This window comes from Francisella philomiragia subsp. philomiragia ATCC 25015 (assembly GCF_000156715.1).
Classification (GTDB): domain Bacteria; phylum Pseudomonadota; class Gammaproteobacteria; order Francisellales; family Francisellaceae; genus Francisella; species Francisella philomiragia.
Map to the genome: position 1 here is coordinate 129,535 of NZ_DS999316.1, position 22,843 is coordinate 152,377.

Genomic DNA, 22,843 nt, shown 5'->3' on the forward strand with positions numbered 1-22,843 from the left:
GAGAAAAAATGAGAAAGTTACTATTATCATTATCTGCAATTGTATTATTTGCATCAACTTCATTTGCAGAAGGTGCTGAGCAAGCAGCTGGTAGTCCAATAAGCTCAATCTTAATGCTTGTGGTATTTTTTGCAATATTCTGGTTCTTGTTAATCAGACCGCAACAGAAAAAAAATAAAGAACTACGCAAAATGTTATCTGAGCTTTCAAAAGGTGATGAAGTTGTCACAAATGGTGGTATGATAGGAAAAATCGCTAAAATTGATGAGTCTTTTGTAGACTTAGAAATTGCAGAAAATGTTGTTGTTAAAATTCAAAGAAACGCAGTAGCTAATATTTTACCTAAAGGTGCTACAAAAGCTTAATAAGCTAAATTTTTATAAAGTCTTTTAATTTTTTTCTTTTTAGTAAAGGAATTTTCAATGAGTAATAACAGAAGCCTACCTATAAATCAATTTCCTCTATGGAAGAATCTTTTGATAGTGATTGTATTAGCTCTAGCACTTTTTTATGCCTTACCAAATGTGTTTGGTAAAAGTCCAGCTTTACAGATATCTCAGAAAGATGGTAATGTAAGTACACAGCTTGTCAAAAGTATCGAAGATACTCTTAATACTGACAAAATTGTATATCAAAAAGCTGAACTATCGGATGATAAAAGTAATGTTGCCATTATCTTCAAAGATGTCGAAGAGCAGCTAAAAGCTAAAAAAGCTCTGAAAGAAAGCCTAGGGGATCAGTATATTATAGCGATGAATATGCTTTCGAATTCTCCAAGCTGGTTGTCTGCGCTAGGCGCTAACCCTATGAACTTAGGATTAGATTTACGTGGTGGTATGTATTTGATGTTAGAAGCTGATACAAATACTGCGATTAATGCTCAGTTAGATAATTCTTTAAGTACAATTCTAAGTGCTGCGAAAGATAATAATATAAATATTGTTGGCTCTACAAAAGCTGAAGAGAAATCAATAGTAAAAGCTCCGCAAGATTATGTAGATAATGGTTTTGTTTCTGTTACTCTAGCAAACTCGATAGGTGTTGATCAGCTAAAACAATATTTGAATAATGAATTTAGAAAAACTCAAGACCCTAATATAATTTATAGTGTAAAAGATAATACGGTATTTATATCTTATAATAGTGCAAAAATTTTACAACTTAGACAAGATGCTATATCACAAGTTGTGACAGTTATGCGTAATCGTATTAATGCTTTAGGTGTTGCAGAAGCATCTGTGGCTCAGGCTGGTGATAATCGTGTAGTAATTGAAATACCAGGTATGCAAGATGCGACTCAGGCTAAGCAAATTCTAGGTGGCACATCCACAGCTAGTTTTTATTTAGTTAGTCCTGTGACAGATAGGTTAGCTGCAGAAGAGCAGGGTTATAAGGTTTATGCTTTAGATAATGGTAGAGGCTATCAAAGTTACTATAGTCTAAGAGGAGCACCTGTAGCTGGAGGTGCTGATATTATCGGCGCAAGTCCTTCTATCGATCATCAGACGGGTACTCCGATTGTTATGGTTGAGTTAGATAGAAGTGCGGCAAGCCACTTTAGACAAATAACAGGTAAAAATATTGGTAACCCAATGGGTGTAATGCTTGTTAATACAACTTATGAAAAAGTTAAAGATAAAGATGGTAAAGAGAAAAATGTAGTAAATAAAACTGAAAAGCTAATCAACGTTGCTACAATTCAGTCAGCACTAGGTTCTCAGTTCCAAATTACAGGATTAAATCAAAAAGAAGCAAATAATCTTGCGTTGATGATTAAATCAGGTGCGCTACAAGTGCCAGTACATATAGTACAGGAAACACAAATTGGTCCAAGCTTAGGTAAAGACAATATCGAAAAAGGTATGTTATCTATTGTGGTAGCGCTGATTGCGGTTATAGTTTTTATCTTAGTTTATTATAGAGTCTTTGGTGTTATAGCTAATATAGCTCTTGTAATGAACTTAGTATTGATTGTTGCTGTGATGTCAATCATACCAGGTGCTACACTTACATTACCTGGTATAGCAGGTATTGTACTAAACTTGGGTATGTCAATAGATGGTAACGTGCTTATATTTGAGAGAATCCGAGAAGAAATTAGAGCGGGTATGCCACGCCAAAGCGCGATTCATATTGGCTACGAAAAAGCATTTACAACTATTGTCGATTCAAATATTACAACTTTGATTGTTGCTGTTATTTTATTCTTCATAGGTAGTGGTGCAGTCAAAGGTTTTGCTATAACTCTAATGATAGGTATTGTAACATCTATGTTTACATCAGTAACTGTCTCTAGAGCAATGACAAACTTTGTGTATGGTAAGAGAAAGAAATTAGAAAAAATTTCTATAGGTATATAATTTTAGGTTGGATTTATAATGGAATTTTTCAAACAAAAAACAAATATAGACTTCTTAGGAATAAAAAAATATACAACAGCTTTCTCTGTTCTAATGATTGTTGTGTCATTATTTTTCATATTCACAAAAGGACTAAATCTTGGTTTAGATTTTACAGGTGGTTATCAGGTACAGATTCAAGCAACTAGTTTACAAAACTCAGCAACAATATCTGAAAAATTGGCTAAAGTTGGTTTTGAACATACTACAGTTACAACTTTTGGCGAAAATAATAATTATCTTATTAAGTTCACACCAGATGAAATTAATTCAAAAACTAGTAGTTTAGATAGTGCTCAACAGTATCTTAAACAACAGGTTGAGAGCTCTCTAGATGCTAAAGTTTTGAGTGTTAATTATATCGGTCCACAAGTAGGTAAAGAGCTTGCTAGTAATGGTGTTTTAGCAATCATAATTGCGATGGTATGTATTTTGATATATATCAGTGCTAGATTTGAGATGAAGTTTGGTATTAGTGCATGTGTTGCGTTGATACATGACCCTATTGTGATTCTAGGCATATTTGCAGCATTTCAACTAGAATTTGATTTGACTGTGTTAGCAGCTATATTAGCAGTGATAGGTTACTCACTAAATGACACAGTTGTAATCTACGATAGAGTGCGTGAAAACTTTAGAAAAATGCGTAATGCCAATGTAGTTGAAGTAGTTAATAAAAGTATTAACGATACCTTATCTAGAACAATTTTAACTTCTGGATTAACGATGTTGGTTGTAGTTGTGCTTTATCTATTCGGTGGTAGCTCTGTGCATAACTTCTCATTGGCTTTAATTTTGGGTATTGTAGTTGGAACATACTCATCTATATATGTTGCAGGTGTTGTGGCTGTAGCACTAGGTTTAAATAGAGAATCTTTGCTTCCTAAGCAAGTATCAAAAGAAGATATGCCAATACTTTAATATTTATTAATGTCTCTTATATAGTCAAATAGTGTATAATTTAAGTGAGAAATTGAATTAAGGATTAATAAATGAGAAAAATAATATTAGCTTCGTTAGCTATATCTTTGGGGATGTCATCTAGTTTTGCAATGTCAAAGAGTGAACCTGCACAAGCTCCTAAAGTTATTGAGGCTTCGCAACAGTCAGACAAGCTTGTAGACATATATGCAAAGGATGATCAGTCATCTGAAGTGACTGGGCAAATTTATTTCAAAAGCCAAGATAATTACAACATTTTTTATTGTAAGCAAAATAACTGGTGTGAAGTGGTTAATAAAGACAATGGCGATACTGGTTGGATAAGCTTGGAGCAGTTAAAACAAGCTCAACAAAAAATTGCTAAAATAATGCAGAAGAAAAATGCAGTTAAAAGATTAGAGGAGTATATGGTTATTCAAGATCAAAAAATTGCTCAATTATATGCGATGATGACTCAACAACAGCAGGAATTTGCTAAAATCATAGAGCAACAACAAGCTCAAATCAATCAGTTGAAGCAGGCATATTACTACCGATAGTATATTCTTGTCTTATGGGAGCTATATGACCACAAAAAAATTATTACCAGTTGCAAAAGGCAAATCGTTACCAGTTGTATCTGATAATAACCTAAATTCTTACCTTAACTTTGTTAACTCATTGCCGATACTATCTGTAGAAGAAGAGCAGGAACTTGCTAGACGCTATAAATATCAAAAAGATTTAGATGCGGCTCAGCAACTTGTTTTATCGCATCTACGTTTTGTTACTAAAATCGCGCGTAATTTTTCGGGTTACGGCTTATCGATAGCAGATCTTATCCAAGAAGGTAATATTGGTCTTATGAAGGCTGTGAGTAAGTTTGATCCAGATCAAGGTGTTAGATTAGTATCATTTGCAGTGCATTGGATTAAAGCAGAGATGCATGACTATGTTCTTAAAAACTGGAAGATTGTTAAAGTAGCTACTACAAAAGCTCAGCGTAAGTTATTTTTCAATCTTAGAAGTAGTAAAGATAAGATTGGTTGGTTAAGCTCAGAAGACATCAAACAATTAGCAGAAGAATTAGGTGTCAAAGAAGAAACAGTTATCGAGATGGAAAAGAGAATGTGTCAAGGAGATGCAAGTCTTGATTTACCATATACTGATGATGAGGGTGGGCAGTCTAATCAACAAAGCTTGTATTTAGAAGATAAATCTTCAGATATAGAACATCAAATAGTTCAACAAGATTATTATGATAATTTCAAGGCAATAGTAAAAGATGTGATAAGTGGTTTTGATACACGTACAAAAGACATTATTATGTCGCGCTATTTGCTTGATACAAAAGCAACTCTTCAAGATCTGGCCACTAAGTATAATATTTCTGCCGAAAGAGTACGACAAATCGAAGAAGAAGCGCTTGTTAAGCTCAGAAAAGCTATCAAAAATAAGTCTTAGTTTTTATTATTGTGGATGGTTAATTATTCAAAAAAATAGTATCACTTATGTTAATATAATCATCAATATAGTTTTTATTTATTTGTTAAATGAAAGATTTTATACCTAAAGTAAAATCAAAAGTAAAACACTTAGTCTATTTAGATGGTTCAAAGAGTATATCTAACAGATCTTTGATAATTGCTGCTATGGCACAAGGTCAAACAACATTTGAAAATCTGCCTAATAGTGCTGATGTATTAGCATGTGTCGGCGCGTTAAAAGAGCTAGGTTGTCAACTAAAGCATAATCAAGAATCTAAAACTTTGGTTATCCAAGGGTGTAGTGGAAAATTTGCCAACTCGAATGCAAAAATATTTTGTAATGAGTCTGGTACTTTGACAAGATTTATAATTCCTATGTTGGCTATACAAACTACAGGTCAATACTATGTATATGCAAAGCAAAGAATGATGGATAGACCTTTAGCAGATCAATTGATACCACTTGAAAAGCTAGGCATGTCAGCACTTTATCATCAAAAAGAGCATGCTATGCCTCTTACAATTGAGGCGAAGTCTTTAAATGGTGGTGATATCGAAGTAGATGGTGCTAAGAGTTCTCAGTTTGCATCAGGATTGCTTATGGCAGCACCATTTATGACAAAGGGCCTGCAACTAAACTCTATCACAGATCATAAACAGCCATATTTAGACATGACAGCTAAAGTAATGGCTGAGTTTGGTATAAATGTAAATATTGATGGAAATATTTATAGTGTAAATAACTTTAGTTATGTTTCTCCAGATAAATATGTTGTTGAGCCTGATGTTTCGACTGCATCGTATTTTTGGGCGTTTGCAGCGATTACAGGTTCAGCTATTAAGGTTATGAATGTTACTCAAAAATCTAAGCAAGGCGATATTAAATTTTTAGAAGTGCTAGAGAAAATAGGTTGTCAGGTTAATTACTTTGATGATGGTATAGAAGTTATAGGTATAGATAGTTTAAGTGGTATAGAAGTAAATATGCGTAATTTTTCTGATACCTTTATGACACTTGCTGCTATTGCATGCTTTGCAAATTCTGATACTCATATTTCAGGACTTAGTCATACTAGAGGACAGGAGTCAGATCGTGTCGATGCTATAGCAGAAGGACTTACAAAGCTTGGTATCTACGTTGAGACAACTCAAGATAGTATCTTAATATCTCCAGCAAGAAGCAAATTTAAACCAGCTGAAGTTGATAGTCATAATGATCATCGTATCGCTATGTCGTTAGCATTGTTAGGATTAAGATATGATGGTGTTGTGATAAATAATGCAGGGGCGGTTAGCAAAACATGCCCTGACTATTTTGATAGAATGAGAAGCTTAGTAGGTTCGTGATGACAAATAAAGAGCGTATTATCACCAGATACTTAAGTCAAAGATGGTATAAGAAGGCTCTTATTATCACAGCTAAAGAGCAAAACTATTTTTATAAGATAAATGTTCTGAAGCTCGTGGCTTGTTCGGGCTATCTAAAAAATGAGCCTCCGCTAGGGTGTGTATTTGATGTGGAAGCTTGGCCTTTTGAGCATAAGTTTTTTGATCTTATCATATTAGATGAGAGTTTTATAAATTGTCCTGCTTTAATGAAAGCAATATTCAATCAGCTTCATTTCTGTCTAGCAGATGATGGTGAAGTTATTGTCGCTTGTTCGGGCAATATTAGCCTATACAGTTTATTATCTAGATTTATCTCAAATGGCTTTATTAGTAAGCGAGTTAGGTTAATAAACTATACTGGTAACTTCATAGTAAATATGTTCAAAAGAATTTTTAGTAAATATTTTGTAGTGGTTTTTAAGAAAGATAATTACTTCTCCGTTGATCCGCTTAGTGTCGGAGAGCTAATCAAAGAACCTACAAAGTCAGAAGTGGCTAAAATATACAGTGGTGGTTGTGCTAAGGAAGTATATGGGAATTTTCACAAAGAAAAATAATGTAATTGCTTATACAGATGGAGCATGTAAAGGTAATCCAGGTATAGGTGGTTGGGGAGCTATCTTGAGTTATAACGGTGTTGATAAAGAGATTTATGGTGCCGAAAAAGATACAACGAATAATAGAATGGAGCTCATGGCAGCAATCAAAACTTTACAAGCGCTAAAAAGAAAATGCGATATAACAATCTATACAGACTCTAAGTATCTTCAAAATGGTATTAACCAATGGTTAGCAAATTGGAAGGCTAATGGTTGGAAGACAGCAGCTAAAAAAGAAGTCAAAAATAAAGATCTCTGGCAAGAGCTAGATAGTTTGACAACTAAACACAATGTAACTTGGAGCTGGGTAAAGGGTCATAGTGGTAATCAAGGTAATGAAAAGGCTGATGAGTTGGCAAATAAAGCAATCGCTGAATTGACAGGAAAATAAATATGAATAATTACTCTAATAAAAAAATTCTAGTTTTATATACTGGTGGTACTATCGGGATGATTAGTACTGAGCAAGGCTATGATGTTGAAGCAGGATATCTGACAAAAACAATCGCTGGGATTAGAGATTTTTATCATTATGATATGCCAGAGTTCGAGATCAAAGAATATAGTGATCTTATTGATTCATCAAATATTGATCCTAAAAGATGGATTTCGCTAGCACAAGATATATTGGATAATTATGCTAATTATGATGGTTTTGTGATTTTGCATGGTACAGATACTCTTGCTTATACGGCATCGGTATTATCTTTTATATTGGGTGAAATTGATAAACCAGTTATTGTTACAGGCTCACAAATACCAATCTCCAAGATCAGGTCAGATGCTATATCAAATATCCTTAATAGTTTGATTTTTGCATGCAATGATAATATCAAAGAAGTTTGTGTCTATTTTAATCAAAAGCTAATGCGTGGTAATAGAACTACGAAAATATCAGCGACAGATTTTGATGCTTTTGGATCTCCGAATTATCCCACTCTAGCAAAAGTTGGTATAGACATCGCAGTCAAGCAAAAAAGATTATGGCAGAGACAAGGGTCATTTAATATACCAAATTTAGATACGTTTACAATTCCTAAAGTTGCGATACTACAAGTTTATCCTGGTATGAATAGTGATATGCTATCAGCTATTGTTGAGCAACCATTACAGGGATTAATCCTCAAGACTTATGGTTCTGGTAATATGATGAATGATCCAGAAATTTATGCGACTCTCAAAAAGGCTAGTGATAGGGGTATTGTGATAGTGAACTGTACGCAGTGTTTGTATGGTAGTGTCAAAATGGCTACATACAAAGTCGCAAGAGGACTGATTGATGTTGGCGTGATTTCAGGTCATGATATGACTGATGAAGCGGCGTTTGCTAAGCTTTTTTATTTACTAGGTCAATCTAATATTTCTCTACTAGAGATCAAAAGTGCTTTCGCTACTTCTTTGCATGGCGAAGTAACATTGCTATAGCAATTATAAAAAAATGTTTATTTTATAGTACTAATATAGTATATTAATACATGAAAAAAAATTCACTTATATGTAAGGGGACTAATAATGAGCAATATTTCTGAATTAATTAAAGGCAACAGAGCTTGGGCTGAACAAATCAAAAAAACTAATCCTGAGTTTTTTGAAACTCTATCAAAAGGCCAATCTCCAGAATATTTTTGGATAGGTTGTTCTGATAGTCGTGTACCTGCTAACCAAGTTTGTGGTTTGGTTTCTGGTGATGTTTTTGTACATCGTAATGTTGCAAATGTTGTTTCACTTACAGATTTAAATTGTTTGTCGGTGTTGCAGTATGCGGTAGAAGTTTTAAAAGTTAAAAAAATTATAGTATGTGGTCACTATGCTTGTGGTGGTGTTGAGACTGTTGTTAAAGATAAGAGCTATGGCTTGATTGATAACTGGCTAACATCTATCCATGAAGTTAAAGAACAGAATAAAGAGTTTATTGAAGAAGCTTTAGCTTGCTATAAAGGTAATGAAGAAGAGTATATGAAGAAAAAAGTTGATATGATGTGTGAGTTAAACGCGATTCATCAAGCTTTAAATCTTTGTAAAACTACAGTTGTTAAGAATGCTTGGGCAAAAGGTCTTAATTTCACAATTCATGCAGCTATTTATGGCGTAAGTGATGGTAAATTATTTGAAATTGGTGGTGGTGTAGGCTCTAGAGAAGAGATGGATATTATCTATGTAGAAGCTCTCGAAGCTATCAAATCTAGATATTGTCAACCTGAAGCTTGCTCACTGTAACTCTTAATTTTCTATAGAAAAATCTTATCATTAATCATATTATATAAAATATATGTGATTAAAAATCTCCTAAATGTCATATTCTGAAGCAGATACCAAAGCAAAACTCATAACCCCAAAACTTAAAGATAGTAGTTGGGATGAACGTAGTATTACCCGTGAATATTATTTTACAGATGGTCGTAAACAAGCTGGTGGAGCCAGAGGCGAGAAAAAATATGTGGATTATTTACTTCGTTATCAAGATATAAATCTAGCTATAGTTGAGGCAAAAAAAGAAGGTGTAAACTATAAGCAAGGCTTACAACAGGCTATTGAATATGGTAAGGCGTTAGATGTTGAATATGTTTACTCTACAAATGGGCATAATATCCTTGAGTATCATATTCCAACTGGGCAAAGCCAAGATATAGATGAGTTTCCAACACCTAGAGAACTTTTTGAGCGTAAATATCCAAATATCAACAAAATTAGACAAAATGTCGTTACACAAGAGTTTTTCTCGGATGGTACAAAGGCACCACGCTATTATCAAAAGATAGCGGTACAAAAAACTATAGATGCTCTTAGTAGTGGGCAAGATAGAATATTATTAACTCTAGCGACTGGTACTGGTAAAACATATATAGCCTTTCAGATAGCATATAGAGTGCTTGAGTCAAGATGGCGAAAAAACGATATAGGTAATAAAAAACCACGGATCTTATATCTAGCTGATAGAAATATCCTGATAGAACAAGCTATGAATGAGTTTAATCCTATAGAGAATGATTGTAAAAGATTACAAGGTGTATCAATTAAGAAAAACGGTGGTAAAGTGCCACTAAGTGGCAATGTCTTTTTTGCGATATATCAAGCAGTTGCAGAGAATAAAAATCGTCAGTATTTAGCTACAGATAGTGAAGATGACAGCCTAACAGCATACTATAAACAATATCCAGCAGATTTCTTTGATTTGATAATTATAGATGAGTGCCATCGTGGTAGTGCCAATGATGATAGCTCGTGGCGTGATATTATTGAGTATTTCTCTAGTGCGGTACATCTAGGGCTGACAGCTACACCTAAGAGGGATGTCAATGGTGATACTTATAGCTACTTTGGAGATCCTATTTATGAGTACTCGCTCAAAGATGGTATCAATGATGGTTTTTTGACTCCATACAAGGTTAAACGCATTACAACAAATATTGATGAATATCGACCAAACACGCATGATAGTGTAGATGGAGATTTACCAAATAAAGTCTACGGCATCAGCGATTGGGAGAAGACTATCACCAGCCAACAACGCCATGAGCTAATCGCAAAAACTGTGTTAGATAACATTAACAAGATGGATAAGACTATCGTATTTTGTAAAAATCAAAATCATGCTCTAGAACTAAAGCTAGCTATAGATAACTTTAAAAAAGTCAAAAACCCTGACTACTGTGTGCGTGTGACTTCTGATGAAGGACAAATTGGTCGTGATTACCTTGAGCAGTTTCAAGATAATGATAAAGATATCCCTGTGATTTTGACATCTTCAAAAATGCTAACTACTGGTGTAGATGCTAAAAATGTCCGTAATATCGTCCTAACAGCACCGATAGACTCAATGATTGAGTTTAAGCAGATAATTGGGCGTGGTACACGAACTTTTGAAGGTAAAGATTTCTTTACAATCTTAGATTTTGTCAAAGCTAGTGATAAGTTCTATGACAAAGATTGGGATGGTGTTGCTGATGTGGTTACAGATGTCAAAGCTGATGGTAAGCCAAAAGAAGATACAAAAGAAGTTAAAGAAAAAGACCCTATAGAAAATCTTAAAGATAATGAAGAACCTACCAAGCAAGAGCCAATCAATATCACAATCAAAGGGCGTAAGCTTAAAGTACTAGATATAGAGACTAGTTATGTTGGTGTCGATGGGCGACCGATTGCAACACAAGAATATCTTGAGCAACTAATAGGTGTACTAGGTAAATATTGTCAGCATAATGAGCAAGCTCTCAAAGATGCTTGGGCAAACCCTAAATATAGGCAAACACTACTAGCTAAGCTTGAAGAGATGCTAAGCTTTGGACAAAATATTGACAATATCAAAGCAATCTTTAAAGCAAAAGATAGTGATATCTATGATGTGTTAAATCATCTGGTTTTTAGTAAAGATATCATCACTCGTGAGCAAAGGGCAGTTGCTGCAGAGTCATCAGAGTTTATACAGCAGTTACAAAATGCTAAGGCGAGGGAGTTTCTACTTTTTGTCTTAGATAAGTATAAAAAAGATGGCGTAGTCGAGCTAGAGCAAAAAAGACTACCGTCATTAGTTGAGTTAAGTGGTCTTGGTACAGTTTCTGAGCTTGCCAATGATTTTGGTGGTATGGCACAGTTAAAAGAAAGCTATTTGCAGTTGCAGAGGGAGATTTATAGGTGATAAAGAATCATTTAACTATAATTCCTCATAAAAACATAAAAAATAAAATTTGCTTAAATATAACAAAAAAACAAACAATTTTGATTGGAGAAAATGGATCAGGTAAATCAGCTATACTAGAGTCAATATTCAAAACTTATTCTTATAAAAAAGATGTTAGAATTGTAGGATTTAGTTCAGGAATGAATGAATCGTTTACATATTTGTTTAAACATTTAACTTTAGAGAATAAGAAAAAAATAATAAATCAAGAAAACAGTATTATAAATACTTTCTATTTTAATAGTAGTTGGGTTTTTGTATTAGTTTTTTTTGCGACCTCTTTGAAAGAAAATGGTTTAGTACGAGAGTTCTTAAAGAAAAAAAGATTGGTCTCTGAGTCGAGTGTTAAATATGATTTAACAACTAGATTATATTTTAAGCTTAAAATACCAAAAAGTTATGTAGGCACAATTCAGAGAAGCTTGGAAAAGGAAAAAGAAAAATATGATTTAAAATCTATTAGAAGATCTTTTCTTAATTTATTTTTAGAAAGAATATTGAAATTTAATGGTTATGTAAATTATGATTTCCAAGATTCGATTCCTAAAGAGTTTGTTCAAATAAAAGCAAGTAATATATATGATATTTTTAGTAAAAATATAGAAGAGATCTCCTCATTTTTTTCTATATTTAAAGATAGTTTAATAGATTTTACAGATATTAATCTTTTATTTAAAGATGGAGTAGAGCTTAATAGCTTAAGTGATGGTGAATATCAGTTATTAGCAATTTATGCGATGATAGATTTATTTGATGATAATAGAACAATATTTCTTTTTGATGAAGTTGACTCTCACTTGCACTATAAAAATATTAGTAAAATATGGGAATGTTTAGATCATATAGAGGGAAAATGTATAGCAACCTCTCATATCTCAGAAACAATTTTAAATGCTTGTCTAGATTGTATAAAATATGTTGAAAAAGGTGTTTTGCATGATACTTTAAAGTTAAAAGAGTTAAATTCTAGAATGATTAATCTTGCCAATCTAAAGCAGGATAATGAGGAAGTAATTGTAAAGTATCTAAAAACGAAAACTAATATAGTGTTAATTGATAATTATATAGATTGGATTATTTTTAAAAAATTGGTTGCTATAAAGGTTCCAGAAGGGAGTTCTACTATTTTTGATAACATAGAGGTTTATGAAAAATCTTCAAGTTATCAAGATAATAGAGATGTTTTTGCTAAAAATAAAATTGAATTTATTAAAAAAGTATTAGACAAAAAAGATAATAAAGTAACCGCTAGCGCATTTTTGATTTGTGATAGGGATGATTTAGATGGTAATACTATAGATGATGATTTAAGTATTAAATTATCTCAAGAGCAAAAAAAAGATTTTAATAAGTATAGTAAAAAACCGTATATATTAAGTTGGAAAGCTAGAGAAATAGAAAATTATTTAGTAAGTAAGACAATGTTAAAAACTAATAATAAGTACAAAGAGCTTGAAAGTAAATTTCCTTCTTTAAAATTTGAGAATTTAAAATCCATAGATGATTCTGAAGATCTAAGAATAGCCGATATAAAAGATTTTATACAACCTTTATATAATGATGATAATGGTTTTAATGAAAAGATATTAGATAAAATTATAAATCAAATACCTAAAGAAGAAATATCAGAAGATATTGAGAAGATGTACAATTTTATTAAGTCTAAGATAGAGAGTTAATATTGTAGCGATCGTGCCTTGTGCCGACCCATTTTATGATGAATTAAAATAATGGGTGTAAGGGCAACCACAAGGGATTGCCCCTACAAAAAAATATTATGTAGAGTTTGGTTTTATGCCGACCCAATATTAAAGTGTTATGGAAAAAACAAAAAAATGAGCGAATTATACAAACTGCCAGCAGGGTGGGAGTGGGAAAAATTAGAAAAAGTTTGCGATAAAGCATCATCTAACTTATCTTTAAAAAAAATAGAAAATGAAGATGGTGAATATCCTATTTATGGAGCAAAAGGATTTATAAAAAACATTAGTTTTTTTCATCGTGAAGAGCCTTATATTTCTATAATTAAAGATGGAGCAGGTGTTGGTAGGGTTACGATGCTAGATAGCAAATCATCTGTTATAGGGACATTACAGTATTTGCTACCAAAGAATTGCATAGATATTAAATATTTATACTTTTTACTTTTAGTCATTGATTTCGGTAAATATGTTAGTGGCACTACAATACCTCATATTTATTATAGGGATTATAAGGAGCATTTAGTCCCCCTCCCACCACTAGCCGAGCAAAAGCGCATAGTTGCCAAGCTAGATAGTCTTTTTGAGAAGATTGATAAGGCGATAGAATTACACCAACAAAATATCACAAATGCCAATACTTTAATGGCTAGCACCCTTGATAAGACTTTTAAAAAGTTGGAGGGGGAGTATTCATATAAAAATTTAAAAGATATAACAATTAAGATAGGTAGCGGTGCTACTCCTAAAGGTGGACAAAAAGCATATAAGCAAAAAGGTACCAGCTTAATTAGGAGTATGAATGTTCATGATATGGGTTTTTCTAAAAAAGGCTTAGCGTTTATAGATGATAGTCAAGCTGATAAATTGAAAAATGTAATTGTTGAAAAGGATGATGTCTTGCTAAATATTACAGGAGCATCTGTAGCAAGATGTTGTGTTGTCTGTGAAAGTGCCTTACCTGCTAGAGTTAATCAGCATGTATCAATAATCAGATTGAATGATAGTTTTATATCTAAATTCCTACATTATTATTTAATATCGCCGATGAAAAAAACTGAGTTATTGTTTAGTTCATCTGGTGGAGCAACTAGAGAAGCTATTACAAAAAGTATGATAGAAAATCTTCAAGTTCCTGATATTTCTCTACCAATCCAGCAACAAACCGTAGAGTATTTGGATAGTATTGCTACAAAGGTTGATAAGATTAAGCAATTAAATGAGCAGAAATTAGAGAATTTAAAGGCATTAAAAGCCAGTATTTTAGATAAGGCATTTCGTGGGGAGTTGTAATATTTAATTGTAGGGGTCGTGCCTTGTGCCGACCCGTTTTATGATGGATTCAAAATAATGGGTACAAGGGCAACCACGAGGGATTGCCCCTACAATAAAAAATAAAAATATTGGAATATATGACAAACCAAAATAACCAAACACAATATTTTAAAAATCGTAAAAATTTACGATTGCAACATTATGATTATTCATCGAATGGTGCATATTTTGTCACAATATGTGTCAATAATCGTGAATGTTTGTTTGGTGATATCATTGACGGTCAGATGTGTTTAAATGATGCAGGATTAATGATTGATGAAATTTACCATGATTTAGAAAATAAATTTACAAATATTCAATGTGGTAAATATGTGATTATGCCAAACCATTTTCATTGTGTAATTCATATTTGTAATGATGTTAAATCAAATGTAGGGGTCAACCTATGTGTTGACCCCAAATTAGAAAAGGGCGAACACGCAGGTACGCCCCTACATAAAATAATTCAATGGTTTAAAACCATGACAACCAACGCATACATCAATGGTGTTAAAACCAAAAATTGGCAACCATTTGATAAACGCTTGTGGCAACGAAATTATTATGAACATATAATTAGAAATGAAAAATCATATAATGAAATTGTAAAATATATTCAACTAAATTCTTTGAAATGGGAATTAGATGAATTAAACCCAAAATTTGAGAACAAAAATGCAATCAAAGATAAATAGAATAACAGACATACTAAGACGAGATGACGGAATCAGCGGTGCGATGCATTATACTGAGCAAGTCAGCTGGATTCTTTTTTTAAAATTCTTAAATGATTATGAAAATGAAAAATCTCTAGAGGCAGAGCTAATAGGTGAAGAGTACATATTTGTCCTAGATGAAAAATATCGCTGGAATACTTGGGCAGCTCCCAAAGGTGCAGATGGCAAGCTTGATGTTATCAATGCTGATAGCGGTGATGATTTATTAGAGTTTGTTAATAAAGAGCTTTTTCCATATCTGAAATCTTTTAAATCTATAGATGAAAATGTCAAAACTCTAAAATATAAAATAGGCGCAGTATTTGAGTATATAGATAACCGTGTAGCTAGTGGTCATACTCTACGCGATGTTATCAATGAAATTGATGAGCTAAACTTTAATAAAAAAGAAGATCTATACCAGCTATCGCAAATCTATGAGAATCTACTTAAAGAAATGGGTTCTGATGGTGGTAATAGTGGTGAGTTCTATACGCCAAGACCATTAGTCAAGGCTATCGTAGATGTAGTTAATCCTCAAGCTGGTCAAACTGTCTATGATCCAGCAGCTGGGACTTGTGGTTTTTTGATAGATGCTTATGAGCATATGTATAGTAAAGAGTTATCAACTACACAACTTGCATTTCTTAATGAAGAGACTTTCTTTGGTAAAGAAAAAACTCCTTTATCGTATGTAATGGGTGTGATGAATATGATTTTGCATGGTATTACATCGCCAAATATTAACAAGGCAAATACTCTTGTCAAAGATATTCGTAGTCTTGAGGAGAAAGATCGCTATGATATTATCCTCGCTAATCCACCATTTGGCGGTAAAGAAAAAGCAACTATTCAAACTAATTTCCCAATCAAATCAAATGCTACTGAGCTGCTGTTTTTACAACATATTTACAAAAGTTTAAAGTTAGGTGGCAGATGTGGTGTGGTTGTGCCAGAAGGTGTGCTTTTCCAGACAAATAATGCTTTTAAAAATGTCAAAAAAGAATTACTTGAAAACTATAATGTTCATACTATAGTTTCATTACCTGCTGGGGTATTTTTACCGTATAGTGGTGTTAAGACAAATGTGATTTTCTTTGATAGAGAGGGTAGCACTACAGATATTTTCTATTATGAAATAACACCACCGTACAAACTAACTAAAAATAAACCAATTCAGTTTGAGCATTTTGCAGAGTTCTTAGAAATTTGGCAGTCGCGTAAACTTACAGAAAATAGCTGGATAATAAATGTCGCAGATATCAAAGACTATGATATATCAGCTAAAAATCCTAACAAAATTGAAACAATCGAACATAAATCACCATTAGAACTAGTGAATGAAATTAAGCAAAATACTGATGAGATAGATAAACTAATAAACGAGATTGAAACTATTCTATAGAGATATTATTTTTCTATCTAATATTTTATACAAAATATAGGCTATTAAAGCTGTTGTAATATTAATAAAGAACACAGCCTCAACATATTGACTATAAATCTGACCACTAAATAGCGTAAGAGCATCTAATAATGTATAAATAGCAAAGAATATCAAACAAGCTGCTTTGAACTTTCTACTTTTAAATAGTGCTAAAATTGAGAATAAAAAAATGGCTAACTCAAAGATTCCAATCTGAAAAACAGCAGGGGTATAAATCCATCCTTGAAATTTACTAATACTATCCCCATCTACTAAATATGTAAAACTGTTGATACAAGAGTACAGGCTTATATTGAAAACAATAAAGTAGTTAGCGTAGGTGTTTGCATTATGTTTGCCATATATAATACTAGAGTGTAAAAACGCTATTATAAAAGGTGATATTAATAAACAAATACTTATAATTACAGTTACCATAAGTCGCTTAAATTTGTAGAAAATAGCTAGATTTTACAACAAATGCTTTGGCTTGTCATATATTTAATAATAAACATATAGACAATCTAATAGATGATAGTTAAAATTTGCTACTAGAAAATCGTTAAATAAATAAAAGGAAAACTTAATAATGCAAGTTACTGTAGAGAAGAAAGAAGGTATCCATTGTTCACTATTGATCGAAGTACCAGCTAATGAAGTTGATAGTATCGTTACAAAAGAAATTAACAAAACAGCAAAAACTATCAAGATGGATGGTTTCAGACCTGGTAAAGTACCTGCTGGTATGGTTGAGAAGAAGTATGGTGAGCAAATCCGTATGGAAGTAATCTCTGACTTGATTCCTCAAAAATACTCTAAAGCTATTCAAGATGAGAAATTAGCTGTAGCTGGTATCGAAGTAGAGTTAAAAGAAAATAAAAAAGGTGAGCCTCTTAAGTTTGTTGCTAATCTTGAGCTTTTCCCAGAGTTTGAAGTTACTGGTTTTGAAAAAATTGAAGTTCAAAAGCCTGTTGTTGAGCTAACTGACAAAGAAGTTAAGCAAATGATCGAAAATCTTAGAAAACAGTTAGCTACATTCTCAGAAGTAGAAAGAGCTGTACAAAAAGATGACAAAGTAGTGATTGATTTTGTTGGTAAGAGAGATGGTGAAGTGTTCGAAGGCGGTTCAGCTAATGATCAAGAATTAGTAATTGGTTCTGGTCAAATGATTCCAGGTTTTGAAGATGGTATCATCGGTATGAACAAGGATCAGCAGAAAACTATCACAGTTACTTTCCCAGAAGAGTACCAAAACAAAGATCTAGCTGGCAAAGAAGCTACTTTTGATATCACTGTTAAGAAGATTCAAGAAGCTCAATTACCAGAAGTTGATGATGAGTTTGTTGCTAAGTTTGGTGTTAAAGGTGGCGTAGATACTTTTGAAGATGAAATCAAAGAAAATATGCAACGTGAGCTTAAGTTCATCTTACAAAGAAAAGTAAAAGATCAAGTCTTCAAAGGTTTAAGAGAAATCGCTGAGTTTGAAACTCCAAAAGCTCTAATCAAAAGAGAAATTGATGCAGCTAAACAAAATTTAGTTAAACAAATGGGCGGCGGTCAAAATTTTGATGTTAACCAATTACCAGATAACTTATTTGAAGCTAATGCTAAGCAAAAAGTTGAGACTAGTCTAATACTTGACAGTATTATAGAGTCTCAAAAATTCCAAGCTGAAGATGCAGAAGTTGAGAGCTTATTAGATGAGTTAGTTCAAGCTTATGAAGAGCCAGAAAAAACTAAAGAGCAAATCAAAAAGAATGATAGAGAAATTTCAAATCTTAAAGGCTTAGTAATTGAAAATAAGCTAACTGATTGGGTACTATCTCAAGCTCAAGTAACTGAAAAGCAAGAAGATTTCTTCGAAGTTATTAAAGAAAATATGCAAGCTCAACAAGCTGGTTTCTAAACTAGTTTATAAAGAGAGGTTATAAATGATAACTAACAACTTAGTTCCTACTGTCATCGAAAAAACAGCTGGTGGTGAGAGAGCTTTTGATATTTATTCAAGACTATTAAAAGAGCGCATAGTTTTTTTAAATGGTGAGGTAAATGATCATTCAGCTAACTTAGTGATCGCACAGCTACTTTTTTTGGAGTCAGAGGATCCTGACAAAGATATATATTTCTATATCAATTCTCCGGGTGGTATGGTTACAGCTGGTATGGGTGTGTACGATACTATGCAGTTTATCAAACCAGATGTGAATACTATTTGTATCGGTTTGGCTGCTAGTATGGGATCATTACTATTAGCAGGTGGCGCAAAAGGTAAAAGATATAGCTTACCAAGTTCACAGATCATGATTCACCAGCCACTAGGTGGTTTCAGAGGTCAAGCTTCTGATATAGAAATTCATGCAAAAAATATTCTGCGTATCAAAGATAGATTAAATAAAGTTCTAGCTCATCATACTGGGCAGGATTTAGAAACTATAGTCAGAGATACTGATAGAGATAATTTTATGATGGCTGATGAAGCAAAAGAATATGGTCTTATCGATCATGTGATTGAGTCTCGTGAAGCAATTATTAAATAATTAAAGGAAGTCTAATTTAATAAGATGGCTAAAATTCTATACTGTTCTTTTTGTGGTAAATCACAACAAGAAGTCAAAAATATTATCGCAGGCCGTGATGGCAATATCTGTAATGAATGTGTCAGTAAATGTGCAGATAAAATCCATAATGCGACAGGAACTTCTGCAGAAGATGCATCATTTGAGAAGTTACCTAAGCCAATTGAAATCAAAAAATATCTAGATGATTATATTATTGGTCAAGATAATGCTAAGAAAGTATTATCAGTTGCTGTATATAATCACTACAAAAGAATTACTTCAAATACTACAAAGGATGATGATACAGAACTTAAGAAAAGTAATGTATTGTTAATAGGCCCTACAGGTTCTGGTAAAACATTATTTGCCCAAACATTAGCTAAGCTTTTGAATGTTCCTTTTGCTATAGCTGATGCAACTACTCTTACAGAAGCTGGTTATGTAGGTGATGATGTTGAGAATATCATTGTTCGCTTATTACAAAATGCTGATTTTGATGTTGCCAAAGCTCAAAAAGGTATTATCTATATTGATGAGATAGATAAGATCGCACGTAAGTCTGAAAGTGCATCGATAACTCGTGATGTATCAGGAGAAGGTGTTCAACAGGCACTATTGAAGCTTATAGAGGGAACAGTGTCATCTGTACCTCCTAAAGGTGGTAGAAAACATCCAAACCAAGATATGATTCAGGTTGATACTTCAGATATATTATTCATCTGTGGTGGAGCTTTTGCTGGTATCGAAAAAGTTGTTAAGCATAGAATGGATAAAGTTAGTATTGGATTTAATGCGGATGTTATCCAGCAAAAAAATAGCCTAGATACTGAAAAATTAATGCAGAAAGTGGAAAGTGAAGATTTAACTAGATTCGGTCTTATTCCTGAGCTTATTGGGCGTTTGCCAATTGTTACAGTTCTTAATGAGCTTAAAGAAGAAGATTTGGTTAAAATTCTTACAGAACCTAAAAATGCTTTAATCAAACAATACGTCAAACTGTTTAAGTTTGATGATGTAGCTATTGAATTTAGTGATGAAGCTCTTGTTGAGATAGCTAAAAAAGCAATAGCTAAAAAGACAGGTGCGAGAGGCTTGAGAACAATTCTTGAAAATGTGCTTCTTGAAGTAATGTTCCATGTACCATCATCGGATGATATTGAGAAAGTTATCATTAATGATAAAGTCATATTAGAACAAGAAGAGCCAATTCTTGTGACTAAAGCACAACAGCAAAAACAATTAAAAGAGATAATCTAAAAAATCTACAGGAGAATGTAAGTTTATGTCAGAAGTCCTAAATGTCGTTCCTGTTATTCCTTTAAGAGATGTAGTTATATATCCTTCGATGACTCTGCCTCTAAACGTAGGTCGTAAGAAGTCTATAGAAGCTGTCAAGCAGGCATCTAATAGTTATAATAATTATATCTTATTAGCTACGCAAAAGAATGGCTCTAGCTCTGGTGATGTTGTAGATAATATCTATGATATTGGTACTTTAGCTAAAGTTGTTCAAATTATGAAACTTCCTGATGGTAGTTTGAAAATCATAGTTGAAGGTATAGCTAAGAGATTGGTAGCTAAATATGAAAGTATTGATGGCTGTATCTATGCAAATTTAGATAGTCTTCATATTGATGATAATTATGATCCAAGTCAGATTGATAAAGAGCTAAAAGCGATTTTGTTATCAATAACTGATTCACTTAAAAAATTTGTTGATATCAGTGGTAAAGTATCAAAAGAATCTTTAGCTACGCTTATAAATACAGAAGAGCCTCATAAGTTTATATACGAGATCTCAACTATTCTAAATACTGAGATTGCCAAAAAACAAAAAATTCTAGAAGCTACAGATATTAAAAATAAAGCTCTATTACTCTTATCTTGTTTATATGAAGAATTAGAAATTCTTGAATTAGAGGCTAAAATTAAAGATAGAGTTAAGTCTCAAGTAGATAAAAATCAGCGTGAATACTATCTAAATGAACAAGTAAAAGCTATTTACAAAGAACTTGGCGAAGCTGATGAAGAGTCAGAAGTGACGGCTCTAAAAAGTAGAATAGAAGCTACTAAGATGTCAAAAGAAGCTAAAGAGAAGTGCTTAAAAGAGCTTAAGAAGCTTAAAGCAATGCCTCCTTCTTCATCTGAATCTGCAGTGTCTAGAAACTATATTGAGACTATACTTTCATTACCATGGGGCAAAAAAGCAAAAGTTAAAAAAGATATTAATTTAGCTGAAAAGGTTCTAGAGAAAGATCATTATGGTATCAAGAAGGTTAAAGAAAGGATTCTTGAGCATCTAGCTGTTCAGATCAAAAGAGATACTAATGCAAAAGCGCCTATTCTTTGTTTAGTAGGACCTCCGGGAGTTGGTAAGACATCTATTGGACAGTCTATTGCTAGAGCAACAGGGCGTGAGTATGTGCGTATGGCTTTAGGTGGCGTGCGTGATGAATCAGAAATTAGAGGTCATCGTCGTACATATATAGGCTCTATGCCTGGTCAAATTATCCAAAAGATAATCAAATCCAAAACTGAGAATCCTCTTTTCTTACTTGATGAGATAGATAAGATTTCGTCAGACTTTAGAGGAGATCCATCTGCAGCGTTATTAGAGGTGCTTGATCCAGAGCAAAATAGTACATTTAATGATCACTATTTAGAAATTGATTATGATTTATCTAAAGTAATGTTTGTTGCTACAGCAAACTCACTTGATATAGATCCTGCATTACGCGATAGATTAGAAATTATCCATTTATCAGGCTATACAGAAATTGAAAAGCAAGCGATTGCTAAACAATATCTAGTACCAAAAGCATTAGAAAATAATGGCTTAACAAAAAATGAGATTAATTTTACGCCTAAAGCAACGCTTGATATTATTCGATACTATACAAGAGAAGCTGGTGTAAGAAATTTACAGCAAAAAATAGATGGCGTGTGTCGTAAGGCTGTTAAAAATCTTCTTAAAGATCCTGAGCATGGTAAAGTCTCGATTACTCAGAACAATCTTGAGGATTATCTTGGTGTACATCAGTTTGATTATGGTATCAAAAATGCTAAACCTAAAGTTGGTCAGGTCACAGGTTTAGCATGGACATCTGTTGGTGGGGAGCTATTAACTATAGAAGCTCTGGCAATGCCTGGCAAGGGTAAAGTCAAATATACTGGTAGTCTTGGTGATGTAATGAAAGAATCTATTGATGCTGCTTTTAGTGTTGTACGTTCGATATCGAAAGACTATAGGTTAGAAGATGATTTCTATGAGAAAAAAGATATACACATACATGTTCCTGAAGGTGCTACACCAAAGGATGGTCCAAGTGCTGGTATAGCAATGACTACAGCTTTGGTCTCTGTATATACAAACAAGCCTGTTAGAAATGATATTGCTATGACAGGAGAGGTTACTCTACGTGGAGATGTCTTAGCAATAGGAGGTCTTAAAGAGAAGCTTTTAGCTGCATTAAGGGGAGGAATTAAAGAAGTTTTGATTCCTAAACAAAATGTCAAAAATTTAGCTGACGTTGATAAAGAAATACTTGAAAAACTCGAAATAACACCTGTAAACAGCATAAAAGAGGTTTTAGAGAGAGTTTTTTGATGCTAAAGTATTGAAACACTACATTTTTAGTGTTATAAACTTATAT

At 32.9% G+C, this 22,843-nt stretch carries 20 protein-coding genes; 19 read left to right on the forward strand and 1 reads right to left on the reverse strand.

Annotation, left to right across the window (positions count from 1 at the left end; genetic code table 11):
- Positions 1-8: 8 nt before the first annotated feature.
- The 15 genes from yajC (at position 9) to FTPG_RS06070 (ending at position 16,611) form a co-directional block, all read left to right on the forward strand.
- Positions 9-365, forward strand: coding sequence for a preprotein translocase subunit YajC (yajC, locus tag FTPG_RS06000; RefSeq protein WP_004287533.1), 357 nt, complete (start codon positions 9-11; stop codon positions 363-365).
- 57 nt (positions 366-422) lie between these two features.
- Positions 423-2,360, forward strand: coding sequence for a protein translocase subunit SecD (gene secD / locus FTPG_RS06005; protein ID WP_004287534.1), 1,938 nt, complete (start codon positions 423-425; stop codon positions 2,358-2,360).
- 18 nt (positions 2,361-2,378) lie between these two features.
- On the forward strand, positions 2,379-3,320 hold the full coding sequence (gene secF, locus FTPG_RS06010) for a protein translocase subunit SecF (RefSeq protein WP_004287535.1): 942 nt from the start codon (positions 2,379-2,381) through the stop codon (positions 3,318-3,320).
- 71 nt (positions 3,321-3,391) lie between these two features.
- Complete coding sequence (locus FTPG_RS06015; protein WP_004287536.1) at positions 3,392-3,880, forward strand: SH3 domain-containing protein; 489 nt, start codon at positions 3,392-3,394, stop codon at positions 3,878-3,880.
- 25 nt (positions 3,881-3,905) lie between these two features.
- Positions 3,906-4,784 (forward strand): RNA polymerase sigma factor RpoH, encoded by an 879-nt coding sequence (rpoH, locus tag FTPG_RS06020; protein ID WP_004287537.1) that lies wholly within the window; start codon positions 3,906-3,908, stop codon positions 4,782-4,784.
- Positions 4,785-4,873: 89 nt separating this feature from the next.
- Positions 4,874-6,154, forward strand: coding sequence for a 3-phosphoshikimate 1-carboxyvinyltransferase (gene aroA / locus FTPG_RS06025; RefSeq protein ID WP_004287538.1), 1,281 nt, complete (start codon positions 4,874-4,876; stop codon positions 6,152-6,154).
- Positions 6,154-6,753, forward strand: a complete 600-nt coding sequence (locus FTPG_RS06030; RefSeq protein WP_004287539.1) for a class I SAM-dependent methyltransferase — start codon at positions 6,154-6,156, stop codon at positions 6,751-6,753. The genes aroA and FTPG_RS06030 overlap by 1 nt, the downstream gene beginning before the upstream one ends.
- Positions 6,728-7,186, forward strand: a complete 459-nt coding sequence (gene rnhA / locus FTPG_RS06035) for a ribonuclease HI (RefSeq protein ID WP_035722521.1) — start codon at positions 6,728-6,730, stop codon at positions 7,184-7,186. The genes FTPG_RS06030 and rnhA overlap by 26 nt, the downstream gene beginning before the upstream one ends.
- A gap of 2 nt (positions 7,187-7,188) precedes the next feature.
- On the forward strand, positions 7,189-8,220 hold the full coding sequence (gene ansA, locus FTPG_RS06040) for an asparaginase (protein ID WP_004287541.1): 1,032 nt from the start codon (positions 7,189-7,191) through the stop codon (positions 8,218-8,220).
- A gap of 87 nt (positions 8,221-8,307) precedes the next feature.
- Positions 8,308-9,012, forward strand: a complete 705-nt coding sequence (locus tag FTPG_RS06045; protein WP_004287542.1) for a carbonic anhydrase — start codon at positions 8,308-8,310, stop codon at positions 9,010-9,012.
- A gap of 73 nt (positions 9,013-9,085) precedes the next feature.
- Complete coding sequence (gene hsdR / locus FTPG_RS06050) at positions 9,086-11,431, forward strand: EcoAI/FtnUII family type I restriction enzme subunit R (RefSeq protein WP_004287543.1); 2,346 nt, start codon at positions 9,086-9,088, stop codon at positions 11,429-11,431.
- Positions 11,428-13,152 carry an ATP-binding protein gene (locus tag FTPG_RS06055; RefSeq protein ID WP_004287544.1) on the forward strand — a complete coding sequence of 575 codons (1,725 nt, stop codon included), beginning with the start codon at positions 11,428-11,430 and terminating at the stop codon, positions 13,150-13,152. Before hsdR ends, FTPG_RS06055 begins: the two co-directional genes overlap by 4 nt.
- 156 nt (positions 13,153-13,308) lie before the next feature.
- Entirely contained in the window at positions 13,309-14,466 is a 1,158-nt protein-coding gene (locus FTPG_RS09980) for a restriction endonuclease subunit S (protein WP_035722525.1), read from the forward strand.
- Between the two features lie 119 nt (positions 14,467-14,585).
- The gene (locus tag FTPG_RS06065) at positions 14,586-15,185 is read left to right on the forward strand and encodes a transposase (protein WP_035722528.1); all 600 of its coding nucleotides are present in this window, start codon (positions 14,586-14,588) and stop codon (positions 15,183-15,185) included.
- Complete coding sequence (locus FTPG_RS06070) at positions 15,166-16,611, forward strand: type I restriction-modification system subunit M (protein ID WP_004287547.1); 1,446 nt, start codon at positions 15,166-15,168, stop codon at positions 16,609-16,611. Before FTPG_RS06065 ends, FTPG_RS06070 begins: the two co-directional genes overlap by 20 nt.
- On the opposite strand, the gene FTPG_RS06075 is transcribed toward FTPG_RS06070, so the two are convergent.
- Positions 16,606-17,070 (reverse strand): DUF6790 family protein, encoded by a 465-nt coding sequence (locus tag FTPG_RS06075; protein WP_004287548.1) that lies wholly within the window; start codon positions 17,068-17,070, stop codon positions 16,606-16,608. The genes FTPG_RS06070 and FTPG_RS06075 overlap by 6 nt on opposite strands.
- Before the next feature lie 151 nt (positions 17,071-17,221).
- Here FTPG_RS06075 and tig point away from each other — a divergent pair, with 151 nt between their 5' ends.
- The 4 genes from tig to lon are packed head-to-tail and all read left to right on the forward strand — an operon-like array spanning position 17,222 to position 22,797.
- Positions 17,222-18,538, forward strand: coding sequence for a trigger factor (gene tig, locus FTPG_RS06080; protein WP_004287549.1), 1,317 nt, complete (start codon positions 17,222-17,224; stop codon positions 18,536-18,538).
- Positions 18,539-18,563: 25 nt separating this feature from the next.
- Positions 18,564-19,169 carry an ATP-dependent Clp endopeptidase proteolytic subunit ClpP gene (gene clpP, locus FTPG_RS06085; RefSeq protein ID WP_004287550.1) on the forward strand — a complete coding sequence of 202 codons (606 nt, stop codon included), beginning with the start codon at positions 18,564-18,566 and terminating at the stop codon, positions 19,167-19,169.
- A 24-nt stretch (positions 19,170-19,193) separates the two neighbouring features.
- Positions 19,194-20,447, forward strand: coding sequence for an ATP-dependent Clp protease ATP-binding subunit ClpX (gene clpX / locus FTPG_RS06090; protein ID WP_004287551.1), 1,254 nt, complete (start codon positions 19,194-19,196; stop codon positions 20,445-20,447).
- A gap of 25 nt (positions 20,448-20,472) precedes the next feature.
- Entirely contained in the window at positions 20,473-22,797 is a 2,325-nt protein-coding gene (lon, locus tag FTPG_RS06095) for an endopeptidase La (RefSeq protein WP_004287552.1), read from the forward strand.
- Positions 22,798-22,843: the final 46 nt, after the last annotated feature.

Excerpts from the sequence above, each read along its gene's own strand:
- yajC (WP_004287533.1), top strand. The coding sequence starts at position 9 with ATGAGAAAGTTACTATTATCATTATCTGCAATTGTATTATTTGCATCA.
- secD (WP_004287534.1), top strand. The coding sequence starts at position 423 with ATGAGTAATAACAGAAGCCTACCTATAAATCAATTTCCTCTATGGAAG.
- secF (WP_004287535.1), top strand. The coding sequence starts at position 2,379 with ATGGAATTTTTCAAACAAAAAACAAATATAGACTTCTTAGGAATAAAA.
- FTPG_RS06015 (WP_004287536.1), top strand. The coding sequence starts at position 3,392 with ATGAGAAAAATAATATTAGCTTCGTTAGCTATATCTTTGGGGATGTCA.
- rpoH (WP_004287537.1), top strand. The coding sequence starts at position 3,906 with ATGACCACAAAAAAATTATTACCAGTTGCAAAAGGCAAATCGTTACCA.
- aroA (WP_004287538.1), top strand. The coding sequence starts at position 4,874 with ATGAAAGATTTTATACCTAAAGTAAAATCAAAAGTAAAACACTTAGTC.
- FTPG_RS06030 (WP_004287539.1), top strand. The coding sequence starts at position 6,154 with ATGACAAATAAAGAGCGTATTATCACCAGATACTTAAGTCAAAGATGG.
- rnhA (WP_035722521.1), top strand. The coding sequence starts at position 6,728 with ATGGGAATTTTCACAAAGAAAAATAATGTAATTGCTTATACAGATGGA.
- ansA (WP_004287541.1), top strand. The coding sequence starts at position 7,189 with ATGAATAATTACTCTAATAAAAAAATTCTAGTTTTATATACTGGTGGT.
- FTPG_RS06045 (WP_004287542.1), top strand. The coding sequence starts at position 8,308 with ATGAGCAATATTTCTGAATTAATTAAAGGCAACAGAGCTTGGGCTGAA.
- hsdR (WP_004287543.1), top strand. The coding sequence starts at position 9,086 with ATGTCATATTCTGAAGCAGATACCAAAGCAAAACTCATAACCCCAAAA.
- FTPG_RS09980 (WP_035722525.1), top strand. The coding sequence starts at position 13,309 with ATGAGCGAATTATACAAACTGCCAGCAGGGTGGGAGTGGGAAAAATTA.
- FTPG_RS06065 (WP_035722528.1), top strand. The coding sequence starts at position 14,586 with ATGACAAACCAAAATAACCAAACACAATATTTTAAAAATCGTAAAAAT.
- FTPG_RS06070 (WP_004287547.1), top strand. The coding sequence starts at position 15,166 with ATGCAATCAAAGATAAATAGAATAACAGACATACTAAGACGAGATGAC.
- FTPG_RS06075 (WP_004287548.1), bottom strand. The coding sequence starts at position 17,070 with ATGGTAACTGTAATTATAAGTATTTGTTTATTAATATCACCTTTTATA.
- tig (WP_004287549.1), top strand. The coding sequence starts at position 17,222 with ATGCAAGTTACTGTAGAGAAGAAAGAAGGTATCCATTGTTCACTATTG.
- clpP (WP_004287550.1), top strand. The coding sequence starts at position 18,564 with ATGATAACTAACAACTTAGTTCCTACTGTCATCGAAAAAACAGCTGGT.
- clpX (WP_004287551.1), top strand. The coding sequence starts at position 19,194 with ATGGCTAAAATTCTATACTGTTCTTTTTGTGGTAAATCACAACAAGAA.
- lon (WP_004287552.1), top strand. The coding sequence starts at position 20,473 with ATGTCAGAAGTCCTAAATGTCGTTCCTGTTATTCCTTTAAGAGATGTA.